This is a genomic window from Halalkalibacter alkalisediminis, assembly GCF_028610705.1.
Lineage (GTDB): Bacteria > Bacillota > Bacilli > Bacillales > Bacillaceae_D > Halalkalibacter > Halalkalibacter alkalisediminis.
The window spans coordinates 134,710-146,651 of the sequence record NZ_JAQQWT010000002.1 but is presented as its reverse complement, the minus strand read 5'-3'; the positions used below and the strand labels follow the sequence as shown (position 1 = coordinate 146,651).

Annotated in this window: 9 protein-coding genes, 2 pseudogenes and 1 riboswitch; of the genes and pseudogenes, 9 read left to right on the top strand and 2 right to left on the bottom strand. The window is 37.3% G+C overall.

Translation table 11 applies throughout. The annotated features are described in order from the left end of the window. Nucleotides 1-9: 9 nt before the first annotated feature. The 4 genes from PQ474_RS03205 (at nt 10) to PQ474_RS03190 (ending at nt 4,512) form a co-directional block, all read left to right on the top strand. Nucleotides 10-501, top strand: coding sequence for a lasso peptide biosynthesis B2 protein (locus tag PQ474_RS03205; protein WP_273840507.1), 492 nt, complete (start codon nt 10-12; stop codon nt 499-501). Then, complete coding sequence (locus PQ474_RS03200; RefSeq protein WP_390186621.1) at nt 485-1,645, top strand: nucleotidyltransferase domain-containing protein; 1,161 nt, start codon at nt 485-487, stop codon at nt 1,643-1,645. The genes PQ474_RS03205 and PQ474_RS03200 overlap by 17 nt, the downstream gene beginning before the upstream one ends. A 12-nt stretch (nt 1,646-1,657) precedes the next feature. After that, nucleotides 1,658-3,448: an ABC transporter ATP-binding protein gene (locus PQ474_RS03195; protein WP_273840506.1), complete on the top strand. Its 1,791-nt coding sequence runs from the start codon at nt 1,658-1,660 to the stop codon at nt 3,446-3,448. Nucleotides 3,449-3,543: 95 nt separating this feature from the next. Continuing rightward, entirely contained in the window at nt 3,544-4,512 is a 969-nt protein-coding gene (locus PQ474_RS03190; protein ID WP_273840504.1) for a metallophosphoesterase, read from the top strand. Between the two features lie 114 nt (nt 4,513-4,626). Here PQ474_RS03190 and PQ474_RS03185 read toward each other — a convergent pair whose 3' ends face one another. Continuing rightward, nucleotides 4,627-4,764, bottom strand: coding sequence for an anti-repressor SinI family protein (locus PQ474_RS03185; protein WP_273840502.1), 138 nt, complete (start codon nt 4,762-4,764; stop codon nt 4,627-4,629). Nucleotides 4,765-4,781: 17 nt separating this feature from the next. Next, nucleotides 4,782-4,870, bottom strand: a riboswitch (cyclic di-GMP riboswitch). A gap of 339 nt (nt 4,871-5,209) precedes the next feature. Here PQ474_RS03185 and PQ474_RS03180 point away from each other — a divergent pair. The 4 genes from PQ474_RS03180 to wrbA all read left to right on the top strand — a co-directional run bounded on the left by PQ474_RS03180 (nt 5,210) and on the right by wrbA (nt 7,804). Further along, the gene (locus PQ474_RS03180; RefSeq protein WP_273840500.1) at nt 5,210-5,743 is read left to right on the top strand and encodes an NADPH-dependent FMN reductase; all 534 of its coding nucleotides are present in this window, start codon (nt 5,210-5,212) and stop codon (nt 5,741-5,743) included. Nucleotides 5,744-5,874: 131 nt separating this feature from the next. Continuing rightward, nucleotides 5,875-6,315: a MarR family winged helix-turn-helix transcriptional regulator gene (locus PQ474_RS03175; RefSeq protein ID WP_273840498.1), complete on the top strand. Its 441-nt coding sequence runs from the start codon at nt 5,875-5,877 to the stop codon at nt 6,313-6,315. A 60-nt stretch (nt 6,316-6,375) separates the two neighbouring features. After that, on the top strand, nt 6,376-6,987 hold the full coding sequence (locus PQ474_RS03170) for a flavin reductase family protein (RefSeq protein ID WP_273840497.1): 612 nt from the start codon (nt 6,376-6,378) through the stop codon (nt 6,985-6,987). A gap of 151 nt (nt 6,988-7,138) precedes the next feature. After that, nucleotides 7,139-7,804, top strand: a complete 666-nt coding sequence (gene wrbA, locus PQ474_RS03165; protein WP_273840910.1) for an NAD(P)H:quinone oxidoreductase — start codon at nt 7,139-7,141, stop codon at nt 7,802-7,804. A gap of 481 nt (nt 7,805-8,285) precedes the next feature. Here the strand turns inward: wrbA and PQ474_RS03160 are convergent. Next, nucleotides 8,286-8,456, bottom strand: a pseudogene (locus PQ474_RS03160) (alpha/beta hydrolase family protein); the annotation flags it as partial. Nucleotides 8,457-9,062: 606 nt separating this feature from the next. Here PQ474_RS03160 and PQ474_RS03155 point away from each other — a divergent pair. Next, nucleotides 9,063-11,541, top strand: a pseudogene (locus tag PQ474_RS03155) (rhamnogalacturonan lyase). Nucleotides 11,542-11,942 lie beyond the last annotated feature (401 nt).

Sequence of the window (11,942 nt, the reverse complement as noted above, 5' to 3'; positions counted from 1 at the left end):
GACTATCGAATGAGAGTAATCAGAAAGGTAAAGGCATTTCTTAATATAGATCGGGAAATGAAAGGAATGCTCGTAGAAGCTTATCTCTATTTGGGGTGGGCGAGATTTTTGAAGCTTCTGCCTTTTTCTAAAGTGGTTCCCTCGTTAGGAACGAAAATGGTTGAAACCTCTCACACTCCTAATCTAGAAGATAAGCCAACACTTAGGAAAGTTTCTAATGCAGTTCATATGATGAGTAATTATACGTTCTGGGAAAGCCAGTGTCTCGTTAAGGCCATTGCGGCCATGAAAATGCTTGAGAAGCGAAACATCAATTCTACCTTGTATTTAGGAACAGGGAAAGATGACAAAGGTCAGTTTGTTGCACATGCATGGTTACGAAGTGGACCTTTTTATATCACTGGAGCGGAAGGAATGGAGCGTTTTACGGTAATAGCCAAATTTGCAAAGGTGCTAACCTCTGAAAAGCTTGAAGGAGAATCTCATGAATCACTTAATTAAAACAGAAACCATTTGCAGTGAGCTGAAATTCATATGTGAGCTAATGAAATATCAAAGTCATTTTCAAGATCTTCAGTTGACTGACATGAACTGGAACCAGTTTTTGGAACTCTCTTTACATCATCGTGTCTATCCATCACTTTACGCTCATCTTAAACAATCTGATGTTACGATTCCATCTGATGTTTCGAAGACACTAAAAGCATATTATCAGCAAAATACCTTTCGAATGCTACCACTAACAGCAGAGATGGAAATGGTTAGCTCTTTGTTTGCTAATCATGATATACGAACTCTTTTTTTAAAGGGTCCTGTTCTTGCTCATGACCTGTATGGAGATTTATCGCTTCGTACTTCGAGCGATTTAGATTTTCTCATTCCGATTGACCAGTTAGAACAAGCCGAGCGTTTATTGGTAGAACTCGGGTATGAGAAGGATGATTATTTCGATACTGTTTTAAATGATTGGCGCTGGCGGCATCATCACGTAACCTATTATCATCCTGTGAAGGGGATGAAGCTTGAGATTCATTGGCGTCTACATCCAGGTCCTGGGAAAGAACCAAGTTTTCAAGAGTTATGGGAACGGAGAAGAACAAGTACGATTCCGAATAGTTCCGTTTCCATATTAGGTACAGAAGATCTATTTGTGTTTCTTGTGGCACACGGAGCAAGACATGGCTGGTCACGTCTTCGGTGGTTAGTGGATATTCAAAAGATGATGCAGCAATCACTAAACTGGGAATCTGTGTACGGTTTATTTGATAAGTATCATAACCCACATGTTGGAGGGCAAGCCATTATATTAGCTTCTAATTTACTAGGTGCAGAGTTTTCAGACGGAATGAGACCATTCTTAACAAAAAACGCAAAACAACTGGCTGAGGAAGCAGTCTTTTACCTCGAACAGATGGTAAATCTACATACAGATCCTGTTCCTAGAGAGATTGCACGTTATCATGCGAAACATCTGTTCTCATTAATGTCTAGTCAACAAAAAATAATTCATCTTGCTAGTTTTCTTCATCCGTTTCCAGAGGATGCTCAAACGTTACCATTACCTACATCATTGCACTTTTTATATTTCCCACTACGTCCAGTCTTGTGGGCTTGGCGCAAAACGAAGAAACAAGCGATCTCGTAGGAGGCTTATTAAATGAAAGATATTTTATATTTCTTAAAGCAAATTGACTCTTACGCAGGTAAGATTCTTTATATTAATCTATTTGCTATGCTTTTGATTGGTCTGTTGGACGGAGTTGGGATTTTGCTCTTGATTCCGATGATCAGTATGACAGGGATTGTAAATTTAGATGCGGAAGGAACGCCACTAGCTGGTGTATTAGGTTTTTTAAATGACCTTCCAAGTACTCTAGGTTTACCTGTCATCCTTGGAATCTTTGTGTTAATTGTTGTTGGCCAGAATTTAATCTCAAGGCAAATTACGATTAGAAACGCAAAAATTCAACACGGCTTTTTTCGTCACATGAGGGTAGAAACTTATCAATCTTTGTTACATGCAAATTGGAGATTTTTTGTCAAGAATAGAAAAACAGATTTGATTCATATTTTAACAGCTGAAATTGCTAAATCAAGTGCTGCTACACATTCGTTTTTACAGTTTTTAGCATCCTTAATTTTCACTATGATCCAAATTGGATTAGCTTTCTGGTTGTCACCGACGATTACAAGCTTTGTTCTAGCATGCGGTTTTATTCTTTTACTTTTTAACCGTAAGTTTTTAAAACGCTCGCTTGAGTTAGGAAACAGAAGCTTTACTCTTGGGCGAGATTATTTAAGTGGGATTACGGATCAAATTAATGGAATCAAGGATATTAAAAGTAACACATTAGAAGAATCGCGGATGCATTGGTATCGAACTGTCACAAGTAGTATGGAAAAAGAGCAGATTGAATATACCATGTTAAAAACAACGTCACAGTTTTATTATAAAATTGCTTCAGCAGTGTTGATTGCGACATTCATCTTTATTGCGGTACAGCTCTTTAATGCACAAGCAGCACAATTAATGCTGATCATTATTATTTTCTCAAGGTTATGGCCACGAGTTGCTGGAATACAAGGATCATTGGAGCAAATTGCGACGACAATTCCATCCTTTAAAGCGGTTAAAGCATTACAATACGAATGTCGATCCGCAAAAGAATTTGATGATTTGAATAGCAAGAACGTAAAACCGCTTCAAGTGAGAGAAGGAATTGACTGTCAAAATATCTTTTTCCGTTACAATGAATCAGCCTACGCGCTAAAAGATATTAACCTTCATATTCCTGCAAATCAGATGACAGCCTTTGTCGGCCGCTCAGGAGCAGGGAAAAGTACCTTAATTGATTTATTAATGGGACTTAATCAGCCAGAAAACGGGCAGGTGCTTATAGACGGAACCCCGTTAACGAATGAGAACTTAATTTCTTTAAGAAGAGCCATCAGTTACGTTCCACAAGACCCATTCTTATTCAATGCAAGTATCAGAGAAAACTTAGAGTTGGTTGTTCCAGATGCAAGCGAGCATGAAATGTGGAATGCCCTTGAATTTTCGTCTGCTGCTGAGTTTGTAAGAAAGCTACCAGAAGGGCTGGACTCGGTAATCGGAGATCGCGGAATTAAACTGTCTGGTGGCGAGCGTCAACGCCTAGTATTAGCTCGAGCAATTTTACGAAATCCTTCTATTCTAGTATTAGATGAAGCTACAAGTGCATTAGACACAGAGAACGAAGCTAAAATTCAGAAAGCTCTAGAACGGTTAAAAGGGAAGATGACGATTATCGTTATCGCTCATCGTCTATCAACGATTCGTAATGCCGATCAAGTTGTGGTTTTAGATAATGGAGAGATTATTCAAAAAGGTGGATTCACACAACTCTCTGAAGAGAAGAAAAGTACGTTTAGTCATTTATTACGTAATCAAATGGAAGCAACACCGTAAAACAAGGAGGGTGACTCTAGAAAGTCATCCTTTTCTAAGTTAATAAATATAAAGCTATTGGGGCGATTGCGTTGAGAAAAAGAGGAGGTAAGACCATGGTTGGTCTTTTATTTGTATTTGTTGTTCTACTTGTTTTTATCATCTGGGACAATAACCGAATTATTGTGGTAGAACAAGAAATAGGAATAGAGAACCTTCCGGGTGAGCTTGAGGGGTTTACCATTCTTCAAGTCTCGGACTTACATGAAAAAGAGTTTGGAAAACGACAAAAGAAACTTATCAACTCTATTAATAATATTCATTATGATGCTATTGTTTTTACTGGAGATATGCTTGATAGCGATCGTAGTACACATTATCAACCTTTTTATGATCTTATTGAAGGAATATATAATAAGGAACATGCTATTTATGTACCTGGTAATGCGGATCCTAATAATTATATTTCACAGCCGCAAAATCCTTTTGATAAACACGATTTCATAAAAGGGATGGAAGAGCGTGGTGTATATTTACTTGAATCTATTCATTCCATTCAAAACGGACAGTCTCATATACATTTCGTTGAATTTGAATTGTCCATTCTAGATTGGGAAAGCAAAATAAAGGAACTTGATAGCAGGGCAGAACCCAATAATGAAGTGACAAAAAAGTATTTAAACCATTTGAGAAATCTTTATAATGAAATTTCACTATTGGACCACTTAGAACATACAGATGATGCCATTATTGCATTAAATCATTATCCTATTGTAGATGCTAGAATAGATTTTATTAAAAGTCATCCAGAATATATGTTTAGAAACTTCGACCTCATCCTCGCCGGTCACTACCACGGCGGCCAAATTCGCCTCCCGTTTTTAGGTGCTCTATTCGTCCCAGAACCTTGGTATGATCGTAACGGCTTATTCCCACCACAAGACCGAGTGAAAGGCTTATGGGAGTACGAAAGAACCAAACAATACGTCAGCACTGGTCTCGGCAGCAGTGACGCCATACCGTTTTTGCAATTCCGTTTTCTTAACCCTCCAGAAATCAACTTGTTGACCCTAACGAAAAAATAAATTTCAAAAAGCTGTTTAGCTTTTATTTAATTAGGTATATACAAAATAATGCAGAAAAAAGATGGGTACCTAAGTACCCATCTTCCATCCTTTTCTACCGTACTTTTACAACAATCAAGATCTTAACTTGTTACTAGTATGTAAGAGGAATTCTCTGATTTCTTCAGGGGGCAGTCCCATGTCTTTTGCTTCTATGAACAGCTCGATCCACTCTAGGTCAAGTGCTTTCGTGTTTTCTTCTTTTACGATCACATTTCATTCCTCCATTGTTCGGTAACTCAGCCGTCCTAGTAAGTAGGTTTACCTTAGACCTGAAGCTTTGCGTCCTTATTTTTCAATAAGTTTGCCTTTTTCATTTTATTCAGTTTTTTAAAAAACGAAAAAGAACATTACTATACGTTTTGATGGGAAATAAAAGTAGGTAGAAAATCGTGTGTAAGATTTGTTTACAGTGTGTTTATGTTAATAGGTTATTACCATAGTACCATATTTACTATGGGATAATTAGCAAATAATTTCCAAAAAAATCGACATGTTGTTACAAATTCTGCCATTGGATTCCTTTTTATTTTCATCAGTTTATAGATCGTTCATGTCTTTCTTTTGTACTTTTGGCTAATATCTGTTTTAATAGTAAGGTATGATACATAATGTAAGATAGAACTGTTGCAAAAAATAATGTTAGGGGCGATTCTGGTTGAAATTACTAGGAATTTCTGGATCTTTGATTGGTGAGAAAACGGCTATTGCTGTTAATGAAGTGATCAAAAAGGCTCAAGAACTTGAACCTAAATTAGAGATTGAATTATTGGACATGAAGCATTATGAAGTTGAGTTTGTTGTTGGGAAGCCGCTACATGACTATAATGAGGATACGCAAGTGGTTATAAAGAAAATTACGGATGCCGACTTATTTGTAATTGGAACACCTATTTACCAAGCTTCTATTACGGGTGCATTGAAAAACTTGTTTGATCATCTTCCGACAAATGTCTTTGAGTCAAAAGTAGTAGGTACTGTCACTACTGCTGGTTCAGAAAAACATTTTCTTGTAGCCGATCATCAATTAAAGCCGATCCTCTCGTTTTTTAAGGCAATTACTCCAACAAATGTGTTTGTTCATAGTAGTTGTTTTGATCAATCGAACGTAATTGTTGATAAAGAGGTTAGGGATCGTATTGATACATTAGCTAAAGAGTTAGTCCATTTACATACGAAGCTTAAACTGTAGTAACCGTTACCCCGATAAAGGTAAATTCTTTATCGGGTTGTTTTTTTGGTATCGTTATCTGTTGACATGGTTATTTCATTCAGGATATAATTATCTCGAAACTGAGATATTAATTAAAGGAACTGATGACCATGCATTCATATAATCAGGATCAGTCGCTTAAATTATTCGTTGTGATGTCCCGTGCTATGCAGTCTGTGACGAAGCGTGTAGAAGAAGATATAAAAAGCTACGGTCTGAATCCAACTGAATTTGCTGTTCTTGAACTTCTTTATAGTAAAGGGGAACAGCCCATCCAGAAAATTGGAGAAAAAGTGTTGCTAGCTAGCAGCAGTATTACTTACGTTGTTGATAAACTCGAGAAAAAGAACTACCTTACTCGAAAGCCTTGTCCAAAGGATCGGCGTGTTACGTATGCAGCAATAACGGAAGATGGAACGAATTTGATGAGTGACATATTTCCTAAGCATCGTGCGGCTATTGATGAGATATTTGGTGGACTAGAATTAGAAGATAAGGAAGACATGATCGTACAATTAAAAAAATTAGGATTCCATGCACAGGAATTATAATTTTTTTGATTCAAATTATCTCGAAATAAGAATATATGAAATGTGAGGGGAGGAGCAAGGATGAAAGCGGTCGATCCAAGTGATTTGGTTGAACAAGAGAATTATAAATTTTTAACAGGTAGCATTATTCCCAGACCTGTGGCTTTTGTAACAACACTTTCGAAAGATCGTGTGTTAAATGCAGCCCCGTTTAGTTATTTTAATATCGTCTCCGCTAACCCTCCTATGATTTCAGTCTCAGTACAGCGATCAAATGGTGTGATGAAGGATACATCTCGCAATGCGATTGAGCATAAAGAGTTTGTTGTCCACGTTGCTGATGAGTTTTATTTAAATCAACTTAATGTGACAGCTAAAAGTCTCCCTTCTAATGTAAGTGAAGTGGAGGACGCTAAGCTAACGCCTGTTGAAAGTTTAAAAATAAAAGTCCCGGGTATACAAGAAGCAAAGGTTCGAATGGAGTGTATTTTAGAAAAAGCCATTTCTCTTGGAGGGACGGAACAAGAACCTGCCTGTGAACTATTAATTGGTCGTGTGGTTCAGTATCACATTCAAGAGGAGCTTTATCAGAATGGACGGATTGATGCTGAAAATTTGAGACCGATCAGTCGTTTAGCTGGGAACTTTTATGCAAAGCTAGGTGAGATGATTGAGTTAGAACGACCTAAATAGAAGTCTATAAAGGGCTTCTTGTTGCCTGATATCTCTAATTCGTGATATATGAAATAAGATAAAATAAAATAGGTGTAATTTTATGAGGAGGTGATGATATTCAAGTAGTGCATTGGATATCACATTAAAAGACGTAGGAGTTGAAATGATGATGAGTTTTTTTAAAAAATTATTTAGGAATTCAAACAAAGAGGAGTCGATTGAAATGTCAAACATTAAATTAGCCGTTATCTACTATAGTTCAACAGGGTCTAACTACCAATTAGCTAAATGGGCAGAAGAGGGCGGCCAAGCAGCAGGAGCAGAAGTTAAACTACTTAAAGTACCTGAGCTTGCTCCACAAGCAGCGATTGATTCAAATCCGGCATGGAAAGAGCATCTTGAAGCTACAGCTGATGTACCTGAAGTAACATTAGATGATTTGGAATGGGCAGACGCGATTGTATTTAGCGTACCGACTCGATTTGGGAACATGCCAGCTCAAATGAAGCAATTCTTAGACACTACAGGTGGACTTTGGTTCCATGGTAAACTTGCAAACAAGGTTGTTAGTGCGATGTCGTCTGCAAGTAATGCTCATGGCGGTCAAGAAGCAACAATTCTTTCTCTTTACACAACGATGTATCATTGGGGAGCGATTGTTGCTGCGCCTGGATATACAGATCCATTATTGTTTGCCTCTGGTGGTAATCCGTATGGAACAAGTGTCACCGTTGATCAAGACGGTAAGATGCAAGAGAATGTGGAAGAAGCAGCAAAATATCAAGCTAAACGCACCGTTCAAGTTGCAGAGTCTCTAAAAAAAGGTTCTCTATAAGATTCATAGACCCTCTAGTCGGTTGATTAGAGGGTTTTTTATTTGCTAAAAAATGATTACATTAAATCGTTAGCTTTTAGAACGGGAATCTCATTTGACGAAATCTTATTAACTTAATAAGATTTCAGATGAATGAAAAAAAGATATTAGTTAGTTGATATAGTTTCTAACTAGGAGAAATCATAGTTCCTTTGCTTACTAAATCAGAGTTAGATGAACTGCAATATGGTAACGTCTGTTAATAACTAACACATTCGGACATAGTGCGACAAAAATTAATCAAACGTTTGTTTAATTTTTGTCTGTAGTTATGAAATCTGTCGTTTGTAAGAGTATCCTTGAAAATAGTGTTGAATGATAAAGGAATTATTCTCGTTTAAGAAAGTTTTAAATGTCACTTACCATTATCTATTAGTTCAAACAGGTAAAATCCCACTTGGGGTCATTTCCAAGTGGGATTTTGAGTGGTTCTAGTGTTGTTTTACCAAAAATTTAACATTTTTTCATATACTTTATTTTCATTTTCTTTATTCGAGAAGCCATGGCCCTCGTTGTTAAGGACGAGATACTCTATATTTATACCGTTATTCTGTAGGGCTTCTACTATTTGATCAGATTCCTCTATAACCACTTATGGATCGTTTGCGCCTTGGTATTACACATGACTGTTCAACTTATGTCATTTTATGAAAACTCATCTTGTAAAATTCACTTTATAAGTTAAAAAGTACATAAAGATTCAGGAATTAATGAGGAGGAGAATCATTTTAAACTTATATAAGTGACGATCTGGGGGAGATGTATAATTTTATAGGAATTTCGTAGTGAGAAATCCCTATAAAGGTCTTCAAAATCATCCTTTTGATACAGGATATATAAACTGTTTTTTCATGATATGCCGTTCTTGTTGTTATAGAAAAGATATTTAACATTTTTAATATTTAAATAATAAAGAGGTTGACTTTATAATAAGTTGACCGAAACAGTAGACGGTGGTTATGTAATTAATCGTTTGTAAGCGCTTTAATATATTAGGCAGAAACGCAATTTAATACTAAATCGTCTATATAAAGTTGTCATTTGAATGGTGGATAGAGCTTAATACGATATCCACCAAAGTTCGGTCAAGGAGGTGATAAAAAGTCATATCACAATAAAGTTTTAATCCATGTAAACAGACTACTAGAAAGGTGGATGTTATTTGAAGAAAACTCCATTTGTAAACAAAGTACTGCCAGTCGTTTTAGCTACGACCCTTTTGTTACCTGTACCCTTTAGTGCAACTGCGATGGATGTGAAAGAGGACAAAGTGATCCAGCTTGAATACTTAGATAGGGGATTAGTAGCCGCTTCGACTTCTGAAGGTGTGTTCCTTAGTTGGCGTTTGTTAGCAAATGAAGTAACAGGCTATTCAGAAAATGGATTGACGGGTGCTAATTTTAATGTCTACCGAGATGGACAGAAAATAGCTACTGTTGCTGATAGTACAAACTTTTTAGATAAGGAAGGTACAAATGAGTCGAACTACTATGTGAGCGCTGTAGTAAATGGGCAAAAAATGGATCAGAGCGAATCCGTTTCACCTTGGGCAAATTCCTATTATGATTTACCATTACAGAAACCTGCTGATGGGGTAACACCTGCAGGGGAAACTTATACGTATTCCGCAAATGACATGAGTGTTGGGGATGTAGATGGAGATGGGGAATACGAATTTTTTGTAAAGTGGGATCCTTCTAATTCTAAAGATGTTTCACAAAGAGGCTATACTGGTAATGTTTATATTGATGCCTATAAGTTTGATGGAACTCTTCTTTATCGAATTGACCTAGGTAAAAATATTAGAGCGGGTGCTCACTACACTCAATTTTTAGTATACGATTTCGACGGAGACGGAAAAGCGGAAATGATGTTCAAAACCGCTCCAGGAACTAAAATCATCCATTTTGATGATGATGGAAATGTGGCTTCAGAAGAGTATATAACAATGGCTCAAGAAGATATTGATGCCGGTTATAGTCATGAGGATGATTATCGTATGAGTCGCGATGATTATTATAATTATGTTGTAAAAATGTTTATGCACTGGCATGAGCATGAAGAGGTTGTTAATGGAAATTGGCCAGAAACGATTGAGGAAGGATTAGGAATGGCGCCTCAATATAGCTATCCACTTTCATTTGAGGATGCGGAAAGCTTAGTTGATCATTTTATGGATGTCTATGCACCTAGTAGAAGTGGAAATAACCGTTTAAGAGAATTCGAAGGCTTTATCGTAGAAGGTCCTGAATATTTAACCGTGTTTGATGGTGCCACAGGTTCTGAGCTAGAAACCATTCACTATAAACCAGGTCGTCACGATGATGGTTTAATGTGGGGGGACTATGCAATGAGTCGGATTGAGCCTGGGAACCGAGTAGATCGTTTCTTAGCGGGTGTAGCTTATCTGAACGGAGAAACACCTTCTGCTGTTTTTGCACGTGGCTATTACACAAGAACAACTCTTGTTTCCTATGATTGGGATGGGGAGCAATTAAGTGAAAGATGGTATGTTGATAGCGGTTGGACACCAATGACCAATCCATTTAATGATGGCCCTCATGGAAGAGATGGTACCGATCCTGAATTTGGTACGATTACCACTCAAGGTGCCCACTCCTTAAGCACAGCTGATGTGGATGGAGATGGAAACCAAGAAATCATTTATGGTGGGGCAACGATTGACCATGATGGTACATTGCTGTATAGCTCGATGGATGTTATGCCACCAGAAAGTGCTACTCCAGGAACCATGGCTCGTCTTGGACATGGTGACGCCCTACATGTGGCTGATATTGATCCCGATCGTCCTGGACTTGAGATCTTTATGGTATTTGAAGGGGGGCCATGGGCTCCGTATGGCTACGCTCTTCGCGATGCCAAGACTGGTGAGGTTCTTTATGGCGGTTATACGGGAAGAGATACAGGTCGTGGAATGATTGGAGATGTTGACCCAGACCGTCGTGGCTTAGAAACATGGGGTGTTGGGTTATGGACAGCTGATGGAGAAAGAATATCAACTTCAGCACCAGGAACGAACATGAACATCAAATGGTCAAAAGATATGACAACACAAATTGTAAATGGATCGGGAAATGCAACTCCAACGATTGATGATTGGAAAAATGGTAGAGTTCTAACTGCATCAGGTACAAGAACGAATAATGGAACAAAAGGAAATCCATCTTTAGTTGCTGATGTATTTGGTGATTGGAGAGAGGAACTACTTATTCGTACAGCAGATAGTTCGGCCATACGTATTTATTTAAGTACAGAAGTAACAGACCGTAAATTGTATACTTTAATGCACGATGCCCAATATCGTACTGGTATTGCGTGGCAGCAAACCACTTATAACCAGCCGGCATATCCTAGCTTCTATTTTGCTTCTGATATAGACTGGGATAAGGTTCCAATACCTACATTCTGGACTCCAGGATTGATGGAGCAAATAGAAAAAGAATTGTCGGAATATGTTGCATCTGGAGAAGTAAGTGGTCCGATCGTTTCTAAGCTAACAAACACTTTAAAACAATCTAAACACCAAATGGATAAAGGATCTACGAAACAAGCAGCATCTTTCTTTAGATAAGTTCGTATCACAACTTGAACAGAAAACAAAGCAAGATACTGTTTCTGAAAAGGCAGAGAAGAATTTATCAAATTATGCAAACTTGTTACTAGAATCTTGGAAGTAAGGAATGAGGAAACTGCCTTAGTTTTTTAAGGCAGTTTTTTACATTAATTTTTAAGAAAGAGTAGGGTGTTGGGTGTTAAAGCAAAAACACAATAGTGAGACTATTGATTTGTTAAATTACCATTTAAAATGTAAAATTCTATCTTATGAGCCTTATGAACTACGTCTAAAAATAGATTGACGATATACGTGTAAGCGATTACAATCCTTAGTATAACAACGTTGTAATAAAGTGTTATTGAAAGGATTGTAGAAATTAGCTATTCTTGTACTTTTTTAACAACGTTGTTAAAAAGGATGCTATCTGATATTTGTGATCTTTCATTGTTATTCCTTTTCATGATAGCGGCTATCTAACCGTGTTTCATGAATAATCATAGTTCATCATTTTAAGAAAGGAGG

Excerpts from the sequence above, each read along its gene's own strand:
- PQ474_RS03205 (WP_273840507.1), top strand. The coding sequence starts at position 10 with ATGAGAGTAATCAGAAAGGTAAAGGCATTTCTTAATATAGATCGGGAA.
- PQ474_RS03200 (WP_390186621.1), top strand. The coding sequence starts at position 485 with ATGAATCACTTAATTAAAACAGAAACCATTTGCAGTGAGCTGAAATTC.
- PQ474_RS03195 (WP_273840506.1), top strand. The coding sequence starts at position 1,658 with ATGAAAGATATTTTATATTTCTTAAAGCAAATTGACTCTTACGCAGGT.
- PQ474_RS03190 (WP_273840504.1), top strand. The coding sequence starts at position 3,544 with ATGGTTGGTCTTTTATTTGTATTTGTTGTTCTACTTGTTTTTATCATC.
- PQ474_RS03175 (WP_273840498.1), top strand. The coding sequence starts at position 5,875 with ATGCATTCATATAATCAGGATCAGTCGCTTAAATTATTCGTTGTGATG.
- PQ474_RS03170 (WP_273840497.1), top strand. The coding sequence starts at position 6,376 with ATGAAAGCGGTCGATCCAAGTGATTTGGTTGAACAAGAGAATTATAAA.
- wrbA (WP_273840910.1), top strand. The coding sequence starts at position 7,139 with ATGAGTTTTTTTAAAAAATTATTTAGGAATTCAAACAAAGAGGAGTCG.